Genomic DNA, 14,853 nt, shown 5'->3' on the forward strand with positions numbered 1-14,853 from the left:
ATAATCGACAAAAATTACATGGTTTAATTCATCTTAAATGGTATTTTCTTCATGTAATTTGGAAGAATTTTTTTAAAACAAGACAAAAAGACTCAGTTTTTGTCAAAAGATAGGGCTTTATTCTCATTGTGTTATGTCCAATTCTCTAGGAAACTTATGGTATAAGATTTTAGGAAGAATGACGCACAAAACAACTTCAACTACGAACATGATTTGCAATGATTTTGTCGAAAAAAAAGGAATTATGATAAAAATATGGAATTTACTTTCCAGATCAGCATGGATATTGAAAGGAGTGATGTCAATGAACCTTTTAAATGATGTTGGATTTAAAAGATTAGAAGGAGCAATGGGAGCAGCTACACTCAGACAGCAAGTTATTTCAAATAACATTGCCAATGCAGATACTCCTTATTTTAAAAGATCAGATGTATCTTTTGAAAATATGCTTAAAAGCCAAATGGATGATTCTCAGATGCCATTTAGTGGTAAAGTTGAAGATAAAAGACATTTTCAATTAGGTAATACAAATTCTATTCCTCAAGCAATGGTCACTAGCAACGAAAGCACAGTCATGAATAACAACTTAAACAATGTGGACATGGATGTAGAAATGAGCAATCTTGCTGAAAACCAACTTCGTTACAATGCTTATATTGAACAAATTAATCATCAGATTAAAATGATGCGAACCGCTATTCAGGGAGGAAGCTAATCCATGAGAATTAGTAGCAGTTTTGATATTAGCGCTTCTGCTTTAACCGCACAACGACTTCGGATGGATGTCGTCTCCTCTAATATTGCGAATGCAGAGACAACAAGAGCTCAAGTCGTCAATGGTGAAGCTGTTCCTTACCGTCGTAAAGAAGTTGTGTTGTCAACAAACAAACCTTCTTTCTCAGATACACTTGATTCCGCAATGAATGGAAGCCGCAACGGAATTAACGGTGTTAAAGCTTCAGCGATTCAAGAAGATCCAGAACCTTTCAAACTTGTATATAACCCGACTCATCCAGACGCAGACAAAGACGGCTATGTGAAAATGCCAAACGTCGATAATTTAAAAGAAATGGTGGACATGATATCAGCTTCGCGTTCATATGAAGCTAACGTAACTGCACTCAATGCTTCTAAAGCAATGATTACCAAAGCACTACAAATTGGTAAATAAACGATCAAAGATAGAAAGGCGGGGTAAATAATGATAGAGAACACAATGTTCAATGCTGCATCCCCTTTAAAGATGACAACGGGAATGACGACGCAAGCCAAAGCAACACCTGGTGAAGCGATGGAACAATTTGGTTCTTACTTAGAAGATGCTATGAATCAAGTTGGACAACAGGAGAAAACAGTTCACCAGATGAACGACAAATTCATTTTAGGACAAGTGGATGTTGATCAAGTCATGGTCGCTGCCGAGAAATCGCTACTGAGTCTACAAATGGTTTCTCAAGTTCGTAACAAAGCGCTTGAAGCGTATCAAGAAATCATGCGTACGCAATTGTAATCAATTATATGTTTCATAGCATAGTTTCGAGTGGGGTGACAGTGTGAATGAGAGAGTTGCCCAGTATAGAGATAAACTTGTCCAATACTGGAAGAATTTTAATAAAAACCAAAAAATATTACTAATCTCAACGCTGGCGTTTATTATTCTAGCTATTGTTGTACTAACAATTCAGTTTTCTAAAGTGCAATATGAAGTAGCATTTCAGAATTTAGATTCTACAGACTCGGCTGCGATTATGGAATACTTAGATGGACAAGGTATTCCTTACCAGTTAAATCAAGATGGTACGAGTATTTCCGTAGCGAGTGAAAGTGCTGCTAAAGCAAAAGTAGCTGTAGGATCGCAAGGGTTGATGCAGAACGGAACGATCGGATTTAGCGAATTTAACGCTAGTTCTTCTGCTATTGGTATGACAGATAATGAGTTTAACGTAAAATATAATAACGCTTTGAATGGTGAAGTATCGCAATTGCTTAAACAAATGAACGGAGTAAGCAATGCAAAAGTATTAGTGAATTTGCCACAAGAAAGTCTATTTGCTAGCACAGAAGATGAAGACACAGGTACAGCTTCCGTAGTGATGCAGTTCAAGCCAGGTTTTCGTGTGACGCAAGAAGCTATCGACGGGTACTATAACTTAGTAAGTACAGCTGTTCCTCACTTACCGATTGTGAATATTACTATCACAAATGGTACAGACGGTAGCGAATTAGTATCCACTGTTAAAGGTGGCGGTCCTTCTGGACTTGCAGGTGCAGTACAAGAAAACATGGCTTTACAGAAAAAGTATGAAGCTGATATTGAAAATAATGTAAGACAGTTTTTGGGAAGATTGCTAGGACCTGAACGAGTAAATGTATTGGTTGCTTCGAACTTGAATTTTGATCAAAAAAATTCAAAAGAAGATCGTGTAGAGCCTGTCGATGTTGAGAATATGAAAGGCATCGAGATCAGTGCTCAACAGATCCAAGAAAGCAGTACCGGTTCTTCCACTCCTGATAGCGGTGTTGCTGGCACAGGCGGTACAGATACTCCAACTTATCCAGGTGGCTCATCATCAGGTAGTAATGAATCAGAAAAATCTCAAAGTACAATCAATTATGATGTCAACAAAATTCATAATGAAATTGTATCCAGTCCTTATTTTGTAAAAGATCTAACAATCAACGTTGCTATTGATCCTTTACCTGGACAACCAGCAGACCAAGCAACTTTGGATAATGTCAAAGGTATGCTGGAAAGTATCGTTAGAACTTCGTTGTCAGAAAACGGAGTGACCTATGCAGCAAATGATGCTGCTTTAACATCTAAAGTAAATGTGTTCTCACAAGCATTCGTTACAGACACAACAGATGAAGGATTTTTCGCTAACAATATGACTTGGATTATTGCAGCACTTGCAGCACTTGTAATCGCAGCAGTGGTGTTCGTAATCTACCGTCGTCGTAAGCAACAACAAACAGGAAACTATGAAGAAGATATGCTGTTACCGGTAGTAACTGAGCTTCCTTCGATTAGTTTGGATAACTTGACGAATGATAGTCAAGTACGTAAACAACTTGAATCACTTGCCAAAAAGAAACCAGATGAATTTGTTAACTTATTACGTACATGGCTTGCTGATGAATAAGAGGTGAATCGATGGCAAAGGGAAGTACTCAGGCGCTTAACGGAAGACAGAAAGCAGCCATATTATTAATCTCACTCGGACCGGAAGTATCGGCTCAAATATTTAAACATCTACGTGATGAAGAAATAGAACAATTAACACTCGAAATTGCTAACGTACGCAAAGTAGAAAGTAGTGAAAAAGACTCGGTAGTTTCCGAATTTCACCAAATTTGCTTAGCACAAGAATATATTTCTCAAGGCGGTATCAATTACGCCAAAGAAATTCTTGAAAAAGCGTTAGGTGAAAATAAAGCGCTTGAAGTGATTAACAGACTAACAGCTACTTTACAAGTAAGACCATTTGATTTTGCTCGTAAAGCAGATCCTAGTCAGATTTTGAACTTTATCCAAAATGAAAATCCACAAACGATTGCTCTAGTATTGTCTTATCTGCAATTCGAACAAGCAGCAGCTATTCTTTCTTCGTTACCTCAAGAAAAGCAAGCTGAAGTTGCAAGAAGAGTTGCGATGATGGACAGTACATCACCAGAAGTTATTTCACAAATTGAACGTGTACTAGAACAGAAACTATCAGCAACAGTTACACAAGATTATACAAATGCTGGTGGTATCGAATCGATTGTTCAAATCTTGAATGGTGTTGACCGAGGAACAGAAAGAACGATCCTGGATTCACTAGAAATTCAAGATCCTGAACTTGCTGAAGAAATCAAAAAACGGATGTTTGTTTTCGAAGATATTGTCAATATCGACGATCGTTCGATTCAGCGGATTGTACGGGATGTGGAAAACGCCGATCTTCAATTGGCGCTCAAAGTGGCAAGCGAAGATGTACGCGAATCTGTATTCAAAAATATGTCCAAACGTATGGCTGAGACATTCAAAGAAGAAATGGAATTCATGGGTCCTGTACGTTTGAAAGATGTAGAAGAAGCTCAGACTCGTATTGTAGGCATTATCAGAAGACTTGAAGAGTCTGGTGAAATTATCATAGCGCGCGGTGGAGGAGATGATATCATTGTCTAATTTGATCAAATCATCCCAGTACACTCCGGTGGAAGTGCTTAAAAAGCTCGACTTTAGCCGTGATTATTACAAACAATCAGATCTAAATCATCAAGAATCCTATATTGTTCCTCATTCACATGCTTATGATCAACCGCATGTGGATGAGCATACGGTTCGCTTGAAAGAAGAAATGTTAACAGATGCCAAAGAATTTGCAGAACGTCAAGTACGCGAAGCGGCTGAAGAAGCAGAACGTATTCTCCAAAATGCACAAGAAATGATTGCAGCTTGGTGGGAAGAACGTCGTCAGCAAGATGAGCACTTGATTGAAGCGATTAAAGTACAAGCTTTTCAAGAAGGTTTTGAAGAAGGAAGAGAACGTGTTGAAGCTGAAATGCAAATTCACATGACTGAAGTGATGCAAGAAGCACAGACAGTTCTCGGTCAAGCTTATGAAGCTAAAGAGCAAATTATTCAAGAAGCAGAACCATTCTTAGTTAACTTGAGTTGTGGTATAGCTGAAAAAGTGATTAATAAAAAGCTTGAAGAACAAGAAGATTATGTGATTGATTTGATTAAAAGAACACTCGCTCGCAAGCGAGAACAAGGTGTCATTACATTGTGTATTAGTCCAAGTCAATTCGATTTTGTACATGCTGCTAGAGAAGAGTTAACACTGTCAATCGACTCTCAAGCAGAACTTCAAATTTTACCGGATTCGACGGTAACCGATCGCGGCTGTGTCATTCGATCAGCATTTGGTAGTGTGGATGCTCGTATTGATACTCAACTAAGCGAAATTAAAAAAGAATTGGTTCGCTTAGCGCTTCATGATGAAGAGCGGGGGAATGGAAATGCAGGATCTTAATTCTTCACGATATTTAGAATATTTAAAGCAACTTGATCCGGTTCGTATCAACGGTAAAGTGACTCAGGTGATAGGATTGATGGTTGAGTCTGAAGGGCCGGACGCAAGCATTGGAGATGTATGTTATATCTATCCAACAAAAGGTATTGCTCCATTACGAGCTGAAGTAGTTGGTTTCCGGGATAACAAAGTTCTGTTAATGCCACTCGGTGAGTTACAATCGATTGGTCCAGGATGTGATGTTGTCGGTACAGGGAAGCCGCTTACTGTTCAAGTAGGTTCAGAATTACTAGGTAAAGTGCTAGATGGATTAGGACAACCTTTAGATGGTTCATTGATTCCAGCAAGAATGACCCATTATTCTACCTTTAACACACCACCTAATCCACTTTCAAGACCCAGAGTTCAAGATCCTATCAGTATAGGAGTAAGAGCGATTGACGGACTGTTAACCATAGGTAAAGGTCAGCGTGTAGGTATCTTCGCTGGTTCTGGTGTTGGTAAAAGTACGTTAATGGGAATGATTGCTCGTAATACAGAAGCAGATGTGAATGTAATTGCACTTATTGGAGAACGTGGACGTGAAGTACGCGATTTTATCGAACGCGATCTAGGTCCAGAAGGGTTACAACGTTCTGTCGTTATCGTGGCTACATCTGATCAACCTGCACTCATTCGTATCAAAGGTGCTTTGATTGCTACAACGATAGCTGAATATTTCAGAGATCGCGGAATGAACGTGATGTTTATGATGGATTCAGTCACTCGTTATGCTATGGCTCAACGTGAGGTAGGATTGGCTGTCGGCGAACCACCTGCAATGAGAGGATATACACCATCTGTATTTGCTGGATTACCCAAGTTGTTAGAAAGAGCGGGTACAGGACCTACAGGCTCTATCACTGCTTTCTATACCGTACTGGTAGATGGTGATGATATGAATGAACCGATAGCTGATGCTGTCAGAGGAATCTTGGATGGTCATATCGTGCTGAATCGCTCTATTGCTAACAAAGGACAGTTTCCAGCGATTGATGTATTAGCCAGTATCAGCCGGGTAATGAAAGACATTGTAGAAGAAGAACAGACAGATGCAGCAGATAATATCAAGCGACTGATGTCTGTATTTAAAGAATCAGAAGATTTAATTAATATCGGTGCTTATCAAAAAGGATCCAGTCCTGATATTGATGAAGCGATTGAACGTATACAAGATATCTGGAGATTCACCAAACAAAAAGTACATGAAAAAACGACACTTTCTGGAGCACAAGAACAGATGATTGCCGAATTTGCGAGGAGCTGATAATTTATGAAATTCCAGTATACTTTTCAAAAAGTTGTTGATATCAAATCGAGTGCAAAGAACCAGGCAGAATGGCTATTATCTTCAGCACTGGGAGAACTACAAGCACAGGAACAAACATTAGATCAACTGCTGGAAGATCAAGGCCGCACGTTGGAAATGATTAATCAAGCGATTGAAAATAGAGCGCCTATTTCTGAATTGCAAGATTTACAACGTTATGTCGTTTATCTCGATCAATGTATCTCACGCAAAATTATCGATATTCGTGAAGCTCAGGTAGAAGTAGAACACAAAAAACTTCATTTAACTGAAAAAATGGTTGATGAAAAAGTATGGTTACAAGCCAAAGATAAAGCAAAGACTAAATTTACTCATGAGCACATGGTTCGTGAGCAAAATGATCTCGACGAAATGGCTACAGTGCGTTATGTAATGAACTCCAAGTAATATATACACCAATTGATACCAGTATGACGCTAATTAGAATTAAGTATGTTTGGCTCAAGGAGGTTTACCGTGGCGAAGAAAAGTCCAGAAATGGAAGTGGAAAAGGAATCAGGTGGAATGGGAAGATTCCTTTTTATTGCAACTCCAATTCTGTTTACCCTTGTATTAGTAGGCGTAATCGTTATGTTATTCAACGTAGATTTACGTAAAAGTATGTTTAATACATTAGACCAAATTCCTATAGTGAAAAATTGGGTGCCTTCTGCCGATAAAGAAAGTAGTACAACAGCAAGTGCGACTCAAACTGAAAGCAACGATGCAACCGTCAAAGCATTAAAAGAAAAATTGGATGCAGCAAATGTGGTAAATACAAAACAACAAACAACTATTGACACACTAGAAGAAGAGAAAAAAACTAAAGAATTGGCGGATGCTACTGCGGCAGCCGCGGGTACAGCTCCACCTACTGGATATCAAAAACAGATCAAAAATCTTTCTAAAGTCTATGCTGAGATGAGCTCTTCTAAAGCAGCAGCGATTATGCAAGTCATGACTACAGATGAACAGGTTTTGATTTTAAATGAAATGAATGCTACGGATCAAGCAGGTATCTTGCAAAAAATGGATCCTAAAATAGCAGCAGAAACATCTTTGGCTTTGAGAAATGCCAAACCAACACCTGCGAATGCGCCTACTGTAGCGACGACACCAGCGTCTACTTCTAGTACAAAATTAGATGCAGAAGCGATGGCTCAGACATTTACAAGTATGCCAGCAAGTAGTGCAGCAACATTGTTATTACAAACAGCTAAAGTGAGTCAGACTAAAGTGCTTCAAATTTTGAACACGATGGATGATTCTACACGTTCTAGTATTTTGGCTGCAATGTCTACAACAGATCCTACAGGCACTGCACAGATCGTCAATAAATTATTAGGTAACTAATGATGAATAGAGTCGGAAGCATTTCCTATTGTGTCGATATAGGTCACAGTTGGGAAGTCTGTCTTATTAACCTTTTCCTTAAAGGAGGTGATAATAAATGAGTATGATACTTCAAAACTTATTAGGTAATGCGGGCGCAACGACGGCAACCAAAGCATCAGGTACGAATGTTACTTCGGCTCCAGGCTTTAATCAAGCTCTTGTACAGGTAATGGGAGTAAATGGTACACCAACTAATCCATTAGTAGAAACGGCTTCTGGAATTATGGGTACTGCTGCTTCTTTATTAGAAACACTACAGGCGATGATTTCTGGTGGACAACAATCTACTGATGTCACAGGTGATGGAACAAATGGGGAACAAGTTGAGAAAGTAGGTAAGCTTCTAGACGATCTATTGGACAAACTGCAAGATATGGATCAAGCCATTACAACAGATCCTGCTCTTGTTCAATCTTTACAAGGTTGGTTGACACAAGTTCAACAAGTTTTATCAGGTTCTTCAGAATCAACATCTCCAACAGAAGGAACAGATGCACAAGACGTAACAGCTTCTAACGTTTTGGATACAGCACAATCCGCTATGAACAATCTGGCTAAAAACCCAGAAACACTTCGATTTGCAGTAGCAGATGCTGTGACACAAATTGTAGATACTTTACAAGCTGTCAAAAATGGTACACAAGCAGCTAATCCTGAACTAGAACAATTGCTTACAGGACTACAAACGATGTTGCAAAAAGCGAGTACTCAAACACCTGATGCAGTGACAACTTCTGTAAATAATCAAGGAGCTATCATTACAGCCCCTAAAGATGAAGCGAAAGCAAATACAGCGGCACAGATCACAGTAGTAGATGAAACGAAGAAAGCTGCTGAACAAGGTGCAGTACAAAGCATTATTCAAAATGCTGCAAAAGATGCTAGTGGTGAGCAAGGAGCTGCGTCTGATCAAGCGGATGAGCAACCTGAACCAGTTGTAATGACAGTAGGACAATTTGCAATGCGTGCGGAAGCCGTACCTAATGCAAAAGTTGTAGTACCAACAACAACTGTGAATATTCAGAACTTTCCAGATGAAATGAGTAAATTTATCGTTAATAAATTAGATGTCCAACAATTCAAAGATATCTCTGAAGCAACCATTTCATTGAATCCTGAAAACTTGGGTAAAGTGGATGTCAAAATTACAATACAAAACGGTCAAGTCTTAGCTCAATTTATTACTGAAAAGCATATGGCAAAAGATATGTTGGATCAACAAATGTCTCAATTACGCTCAGCGCTTCAATCTCAAGGACTTCAAGTTGAAAAGCTAGAGGTAACACAAAGTTCTTCATTGCAATCTCAAATGTATAACGGCGGACAGGGATTTGGTTCGAGTGCAGGTCAACAACAGTCTGGACGACGTTCCAATGGACGAGAAGAACAGAATGATGATGCAATCCTTGCAGCTGAATTGAATGGTGAGTTAAAAGAATGGCGTGAAGAAACAAAAGCCGCTACAGCATCGAGCACAGTCAACTATGGTAGCACTTATGTAGCTAAGGCATAAACGAACGGAGGTGAATTTAATTGGCAGATGCAATTTCAACATCCAATATGTGGCCTAATTACTCTGCAAGTAATGTAAAGAAAGCAGCCGAAACAAACAAAAGCGAGTTAGGTAAAGATCAGTTTCTAACGATTCTAGTCGCTCAATTAAAAAACCAGGATCCAATGTCTCCAATGGAAAACACTGAATTTATCGGACAGATGGCTCAGTTCTCCTCATTAGAACAGTTGATCAACATCGGTAAAAAAATTGATTCTGTAGGTTCATCTGTAGATAGTTCACTAGGAGCTTCTTCCCAATTGATCGGTAAAAAAATCACTTGGCCTGAAGAAAAAACAGATAGTGCAACAGGTGAGAAAACAACAACATATCAATCCGGAGTTGTAGGATCGATTGTTATGAAAGCTGGCGTGCAATATGCGCAGGTAGGAGAAAATGCTGTTCCGCTTAGTATTATTGCTATGGTAGAAGCAGCTAATGCAACGACAACACCAGCCAAACCTGATACGGCTACACCGACACCGGCGCCAACAACACCATCAGGCGTAACAGAGACACCAACAGCACCAGTAGAAACAACAACACCGGCAACAACGACTGAACCAGCTGCAACAGTGCCTACGCCTACCACTGAAGAAACGTCTACTGAATCTTCAGGAGAACAAGCAGGTACACCTACAGGAGCAACACAGACAACACCAGAACCTGTAACGGATACACCAACACCGGCTAGTGAAGAAGGTTCATCATGAGTGGTCCTATCCAAGTAGGTCAGTTATATCCGACTAATCTCAATTCCGGTCTACTGGGACGTACCAAAAATGTAAACAATGAAACGTCAACATCTGACTTTCAAAACATTTTAGATAACAAATTACTAAAGTTCAGCAATCATGCTTCTAAACGATTAGAGCAACGAGGAATCGAACTTAGTGCCGATCAGTTAAAAAGTGTTAATCAGGCTATAGATAAAGCCGCTGCAAAAGGGTCCAAAGAATCACTGATTCTGATGCAAAACAATGTCGCTTTAATAGTGAATGTACCCAATCGGACCGTTGTTACCGCCATGGATGGCAAATCAATGAAAGATAACGTTTTTACTCAAATCGACAGTGCTGTAATTATTTGATTGCTGACTTGGACCATTATTGGAAAGTCAGGAGACTAGCCGACCGACTGAAGCAGTCTCATCCCACTAATTGAACATCCATAGGAGGAAACACAATGTTAAGATCTTTATATTCAGGAATTTCAGGTATGAAAGGCTTTCAAACTAAATTAGATGTTATTGGTAATAATATTGCCAATGTAAATACAGTAGGTTTTAAACAATCTCGCGTAATGTTCCAAGATATTTTGAGTCAAACGGTTAAAGGAACTTCAGCGCCTACAGATACAGCTGGTGGTGTAAATGCTCAACAGATTGGTTTAGGTTCATCCGTATCTTCTATTGATACTCTTCACTTAGCAGGTAGTGCACAAACAACAAATAACCCTACAGACTTACGTCTAGATGGTGATGGATTCTTCGCTGTTAAATTGACTGAAGAGCAAGAAGTACCTTATCTAACACGTGCTGGTGACTTCCATGTAGATGCTAACCGTAACCTTGTAACTTCTGATGGAGCTTTTGTAGTCGATAGTGACGGCGCTCCTGTCGTCGTTGGAGAAGAAGCAACTTCATTTACGATTCAGCAAAATGGTCAACTATTATACACATTGGCAGATGGTACGACAGCTACAGGTCAGACTTTAGCAGTTGCTAAAGTAACTAACCCTGAAGGTTTGGAAAAAATCGGAGGTAGCTTGTATCGTGTAACACCAAATGCGATTTTAGATGGAGAAATTACTCTAACTACAGCAAATAATGCTGAAACGGGTACTGGTGCAATCGTAGCAGGTCAGCTTGAAATGTCTAACGTTGATTTAACAAGTGAATTTACAGAAATGATCGTCGCTCAACGTGGTTTCCAAGCGAACTCTCGTATTATTACGACTTCTGATTCTATTCTTGAAGAAATTGTTAACTTGAAACGATAATTAATGAAAGGTTCGAGAAGGATGATATTATCCTTCTCATCCTTTTGCTGTATAAGGACATTTTTTGAGGAGGGGCAAAATGATCCCTGTAACAAGATTAAATGGTTCGCCAATGTGGCTTAATTCACTCTTAATCGAGATGATCGAAGAAACACCTGATACGTATGTCACATTAACTACAGGCAAACGAATTATCGTTTTAGAAAAAGCAGATCAATTAAACAAACTCATCCACGAATACAACAAAAGTATAGGCACATTAACAGGAACTATTAAAGTGCAGCATATGGAGGAATTATCATGAAAAAGTTACTACCTTGGCTCGTTAGCGGGGTATTGGCAGTAGGATTAATCGGTGTAGTAGCCTATTTCTTAATGGGAAATATGTTCGGAGAGAAAGAACCCGTAAGTGCTGCCGCCGCAGCTGCTGCTGAAAAAGAAGCCTTATCTAAAATGACAGCTTCTGAAATAGCCGAGGTCTCTTCAACAATAGACGATATCAAAACAAACTTGGGTGATCCTTCATACGTAGTTAATATGAGTTTCTCCTTCCAACTTCAAGATGGTAAAACAAAAGAGGCTTTTGAATTGATCAAAGATTTGAAAGTAAAACCATTGATCATCAAAACACTTGCTGATACGAACCCTGATGCGTTAAATGGAGCAAAAGGAAAAGATGCTCTAAATGACAAGTTACTCAAATTAATTAACAGTTCTCTTCCAGAAGATGGAGGTAAAGTCGTAGATATTGAGATCACTAATTTTATTGTAAGTGCGATTTAATCTTGGAATAAGATGATCCTCATTACAAATAAACTAGCAAGGGGGGTGAGATTATGGTAGATGTATTATCCCAAAATGAGATAGATGCTCTTTTAGCAGCACTTTCTTCTGGTGAGATGGATGCAGAAGAACTGAAAAAAGAGGATACACAGAAAAAGGTTAGAGCATATGATTTTAAACGGGCTGTCCGTTTTTCTAAAGATCATATTCGAAGTTTGACAAGGATTCACGAGAACTTTGCCAGATATCTGACAACCTATTTTTCTGCTCAACTTCGTACTTTTGTTCAAATTAGTGTGGTACAGGTAGAACAACTTCCGTATGATGAGTTTATTCGTTCTATTCCTAAAATGACGATACTTAATATATTTGAAGCTGAACCGCTTGAAGGTCGAATGGTCATGGAAGTTCATCCTAATATTGCTTATGCAATGCTAGATCGTTTGCTTGGTGGTGTAGGTAATGCTCCTTCTAAAATAAACGCGTTGACAGAGATCGAGACGACAATTATTGAGCGAGTATTTAGCCGTACATTCGATAGTTTGCAAGAAGCTTGGAAAACGGTGATCGATCTTACACCGCGAATGGAAGCATTAGAGACGAATCCACAATTTATGCAGATTGTCTCACCCAATGAAACGATAGCCTTGATCTCACTAAGTACCAAAATCGGTGACACGACAGGGATGATCAACTTATGTATTCCTCACGTGGTTATTGAGCCGATTATGACGAAGTTATCTGCGCATCACTGGTTCGTTTCTCAGAAGAAAGAGCCTGCTCCAGAAGAAGTAGAAGCTCTACAACATCGTGTGAATCGTGCTACATTGCCTGTTATTGCTGAATTAGGAGAATCTAATTTATCAATTCAGGAGTTTATCGGCTTATCTATAGGTGATGTGATTTCACTGAACAAGCCTGTACATGATGCACTATCGATCAAAATAGGAAATAAAGTTAAATTTATTGGCAGTCCGGGAACAGTAAAAGACCGGGTAGCTATTCAGATTGATGAAATTGTGAGTGAAGGAGTGGAAGAATTTGACGAGTAAGGATTATTTGTCACAAGAAGAAATCGACGCTTTGCTTAAGCAGTCTGCAAGCGATGAAGATACTTCTTCGTCATCGTCTGTCAAAACGGTGGACGACTTTTTGACTCCTATGGAGCAGGATGCTCTTGGTGAGATTGGTAATATTACTTTCGGTAGTGCAGCAACAGCATTATCTACACTACTTGGACAAAAAGTAGATATTACAACTCCTCAAGTAGGAATTATTACACGTCCTGAGTTTGAAAATGAGTTCCCTAAACCTCATGTTGCTGTTCATGTTGAATATGTAGATGGATTTCAAGGGATAAATTCATTAGTGATTCAAAAAAGAGATGCACAAGTAATCGCCGATCTGATGTTAGGTGGCGAAGGAGAACCAAAAGATGAAGAGTTGAATGAGATTCATATCAGTGCGGTTCAAGAAGCGATGAATCAAATGATGGGTTCCTCAGCAACATCGATGTCGACTATTTTTAATCGTTTTGTTAATATTTCACCACCAGGAATTGATATCCTTGATGTAAGCAATGATCAAGGGGTAACGATGTTGCCTAATGATGAGACCTTAATCAAAATTTCATTCCGACTTTTGATTGGTGATTTGATTGATTCTACAATTATGCAATTGTTAACAGTCGAATTTGCTAAATATATGGTAGATATATTAATTAATGGAGGTGCTGAAGAAACAGTAGCCGAACCAGAAGTTCCAGTCGCACCACCAGCACCTACGGCTGCCGTACCACCTCAACAGGCTCCACAGCAACCTATGGCACCGCCTAATATGCCACAACCAGGTATGCCGGGTATGCAACCGGATTATAGCCAACAGCCTCCATACGGAGCGCCAGAACAGCCGTATCCGCCTTACCCACCGTATCCGCAATATCCACCAGGGTATGCGATGCCACCACAGGCTTACCCGCCTCAGGCTTATCCACCACAGGCTCCACAGCATTATGGTGGTATGGCTGGAAGAGAGGTTAATGTTCAACCTGTTCAGTTTGCAAACTTCCAATCACCGTCTGTGACGAACATGGATGAAAATAATTTGAACTTATTGATGGACATACCGCTCAAAGTAACCGTAGAATTAGGTAGGACCCAAAAGCAAATTAAAGATATCCTCGAATTGTCTCAGGGCGCAATCATTGAACTAGACAAATTGGCAGGTGAACCGGTAGACATCCTTGTAAATAACAAACTGATTGCTAAAGGCGAAGTTGTTGTTATTGATGAAAACTTTGGTGTTCGTGTTACGGATATCATCAGCCAATGGGACCGCATTCAAAAAATACAATAATGATCATTTAGGGAGGATTTTAAATCAATGGCAAACCGAATTCTTATCGTGGACGATGCAGCTTTTATGAGAATGATGATTCGCGACATTTTGAGTAAAAACGGATATGAAGTAGTGGGGGAAGCACAAGATGGCTCACAAGCTATCGAGAAATTTAAAGAACTGCGTCCTGATTTAATTACTATGGATATCACAATGCCTGAAATGGACGGTATCGCTGCTCTTAAAGAAATCAAAAAGCTGGATGCAGCTGCAAAAGTAATTATGTGCTCTGCGATGGGTCAACAAGCAATGGTTATTGATGCAATTCAAGCGGGAGCTAAAGATTTTATCGTTAAACCCTTCCAAGCTGACCGTGTTATCGAAGCAATTAGCAAAACGCTTGGCGTGTAGGAGAT

General features: G+C 39.4%; 18 protein-coding genes. All 18 read left to right on the top strand.

The features are described 5' to 3' along the window. Positions 1-304 precede the first annotated feature (304 nt). The 18 genes from flgB (at position 305) to PO903_RS14135 (ending at position 14,848) form a co-directional block, all read left to right on the top strand. A complete protein-coding gene (flgB, locus tag PO903_RS14050; protein WP_069327389.1) occupies positions 305-715 on the top strand; it encodes a flagellar basal body rod protein FlgB in 411 nt (136 codons plus the stop codon). A gap of 3 nt (positions 716-718) precedes the next feature. Continuing rightward, on the top strand, positions 719-1,171 hold the full coding sequence (gene flgC / locus PO903_RS14055) for a flagellar basal body rod protein FlgC (protein WP_137222694.1): 453 nt from the start codon (positions 719-721) through the stop codon (positions 1,169-1,171). 30 nt (positions 1,172-1,201) lie between these two features. Continuing rightward, on the top strand, positions 1,202-1,510 hold the full coding sequence (gene fliE, locus PO903_RS14060) for a flagellar hook-basal body complex protein FliE (protein WP_137222696.1): 309 nt from the start codon (positions 1,202-1,204) through the stop codon (positions 1,508-1,510). A gap of 43 nt (positions 1,511-1,553) precedes the next feature. Beyond that, positions 1,554-3,143, top strand: a complete 1,590-nt coding sequence (gene fliF, locus PO903_RS14065) for a flagellar basal-body MS-ring/collar protein FliF (RefSeq protein ID WP_273593725.1) — start codon at positions 1,554-1,556, stop codon at positions 3,141-3,143. 11 nt (positions 3,144-3,154) lie between these two features. Next, positions 3,155-4,171: a flagellar motor switch protein FliG gene (fliG, locus tag PO903_RS14070; protein WP_137222700.1), complete on the top strand. Its 1,017-nt coding sequence runs from the start codon at positions 3,155-3,157 to the stop codon at positions 4,169-4,171. Further along, a complete protein-coding gene (locus PO903_RS14075) occupies positions 4,164-5,021 on the top strand; it encodes a FliH/SctL family protein (RefSeq protein ID WP_137222702.1) in 858 nt (285 codons plus the stop codon). Before fliG ends, PO903_RS14075 begins: the two co-directional genes overlap by 8 nt. Beyond that, positions 5,008-6,327: a flagellar protein export ATPase FliI gene (fliI, locus tag PO903_RS14080; protein ID WP_069327383.1), complete on the top strand. Its 1,320-nt coding sequence runs from the start codon at positions 5,008-5,010 to the stop codon at positions 6,325-6,327. The genes PO903_RS14075 and fliI overlap by 14 nt, the downstream gene beginning before the upstream one ends. A gap of 6 nt (positions 6,328-6,333) precedes the next feature. Continuing rightward, positions 6,334-6,777 (top strand): flagellar export protein FliJ, encoded by a 444-nt coding sequence (gene fliJ, locus PO903_RS14085; RefSeq protein ID WP_069327382.1) that lies wholly within the window; start codon positions 6,334-6,336, stop codon positions 6,775-6,777. Positions 6,778-6,846: 69 nt separating this feature from the next. Beyond that, complete coding sequence (locus PO903_RS14090; protein WP_273593726.1) at positions 6,847-7,722, top strand: MotE family protein; 876 nt, start codon at positions 6,847-6,849, stop codon at positions 7,720-7,722. A gap of 97 nt (positions 7,723-7,819) precedes the next feature. Further along, on the top strand, positions 7,820-9,277 hold the full coding sequence (locus PO903_RS14095) for a flagellar hook-length control protein FliK (protein ID WP_273593727.1): 1,458 nt from the start codon (positions 7,820-7,822) through the stop codon (positions 9,275-9,277). A 20-nt stretch (positions 9,278-9,297) separates the two neighbouring features. Beyond that, positions 9,298-10,029, top strand: coding sequence for a flagellar hook capping FlgD N-terminal domain-containing protein (locus tag PO903_RS14100; RefSeq protein ID WP_273593728.1), 732 nt, complete (start codon positions 9,298-9,300; stop codon positions 10,027-10,029). After that, a complete protein-coding gene (locus tag PO903_RS14105; RefSeq protein WP_137222708.1) occupies positions 10,026-10,406 on the top strand; it encodes a TIGR02530 family flagellar biosynthesis protein in 381 nt (126 codons plus the stop codon). The genes PO903_RS14100 and PO903_RS14105 overlap by 4 nt, the downstream gene beginning before the upstream one ends. Before the next feature lie 95 nt (positions 10,407-10,501). Next, positions 10,502-11,317 (top strand): flagellar basal body rod protein FlgG, encoded by an 816-nt coding sequence (gene flgG / locus PO903_RS14110; protein WP_137222710.1) that lies wholly within the window; start codon positions 10,502-10,504, stop codon positions 11,315-11,317. 79 nt (positions 11,318-11,396) lie between these two features. Continuing rightward, positions 11,397-11,621: a flagellar FlbD family protein gene (locus tag PO903_RS14115; protein ID WP_069327376.1), complete on the top strand. Its 225-nt coding sequence runs from the start codon at positions 11,397-11,399 to the stop codon at positions 11,619-11,621. Continuing rightward, positions 11,618-12,100, top strand: coding sequence for a flagellar basal body-associated FliL family protein (locus PO903_RS14120; protein ID WP_069327375.1), 483 nt, complete (start codon positions 11,618-11,620; stop codon positions 12,098-12,100). The genes PO903_RS14115 and PO903_RS14120 overlap by 4 nt, the downstream gene beginning before the upstream one ends. Positions 12,101-12,153: 53 nt before the next feature. Continuing rightward, entirely contained in the window at positions 12,154-13,152 is a 999-nt protein-coding gene (gene fliM, locus PO903_RS14125) for a flagellar motor switch protein FliM (protein ID WP_069327374.1), read from the top strand. After that, entirely contained in the window at positions 13,142-14,455 is a 1,314-nt protein-coding gene (gene fliY / locus PO903_RS14130) for a flagellar motor switch phosphatase FliY (protein ID WP_069327373.1), read from the top strand. Before fliM ends, fliY begins: the two co-directional genes overlap by 11 nt. Before the next feature lie 27 nt (positions 14,456-14,482). Next, on the top strand, positions 14,483-14,848 hold the full coding sequence (locus PO903_RS14135) for a response regulator (RefSeq protein WP_069327372.1): 366 nt from the start codon (positions 14,483-14,485) through the stop codon (positions 14,846-14,848). Positions 14,849-14,853: the final 5 nt, after the last annotated feature.

The sequence above is a fragment of the Paenibacillus sp. PK4536 genome, assembly GCF_028594455.2.
In the GTDB taxonomy this organism is placed as follows: Bacteria; Bacillota; Bacilli; order Paenibacillales; family Paenibacillaceae; genus Saccharibacillus; species Saccharibacillus nuruki.

Coding starts and splice junctions, on each gene's coding strand:
- fliE (WP_137222696.1), top strand. CDS start 1,202: ATGATAGAGAACACAATGTTCAATGCTGCATCCCCTTTAAAGATGACA.
- fliM (WP_069327374.1), top strand. CDS start 12,154: ATGGTAGATGTATTATCCCAAAATGAGATAGATGCTCTTTTAGCAGCA.
- fliJ (WP_069327382.1), top strand. CDS start 6,334: ATGAAATTCCAGTATACTTTTCAAAAAGTTGTTGATATCAAATCGAGT.
- flgG (WP_137222710.1), top strand. CDS start 10,502: ATGTTAAGATCTTTATATTCAGGAATTTCAGGTATGAAAGGCTTTCAA.
- fliG (WP_137222700.1), top strand. CDS start 3,155: ATGGCAAAGGGAAGTACTCAGGCGCTTAACGGAAGACAGAAAGCAGCC.
- PO903_RS14095 (WP_273593727.1), top strand. CDS start 7,820: ATGAGTATGATACTTCAAAACTTATTAGGTAATGCGGGCGCAACGACG.
- PO903_RS14135 (WP_069327372.1), top strand. CDS start 14,483: ATGGCAAACCGAATTCTTATCGTGGACGATGCAGCTTTTATGAGAATG.
- flgC (WP_137222694.1), top strand. CDS start 719: ATGAGAATTAGTAGCAGTTTTGATATTAGCGCTTCTGCTTTAACCGCA.
- flgB (WP_069327389.1), top strand. CDS start 305: ATGAACCTTTTAAATGATGTTGGATTTAAAAGATTAGAAGGAGCAATG.
- PO903_RS14120 (WP_069327375.1), top strand. CDS start 11,618: ATGAAAAAGTTACTACCTTGGCTCGTTAGCGGGGTATTGGCAGTAGGA.
- fliI (WP_069327383.1), top strand. CDS start 5,008: ATGCAGGATCTTAATTCTTCACGATATTTAGAATATTTAAAGCAACTT.
- PO903_RS14115 (WP_069327376.1), top strand. CDS start 11,397: ATGATCCCTGTAACAAGATTAAATGGTTCGCCAATGTGGCTTAATTCA.
- PO903_RS14105 (WP_137222708.1), top strand. CDS start 10,026: ATGAGTGGTCCTATCCAAGTAGGTCAGTTATATCCGACTAATCTCAAT.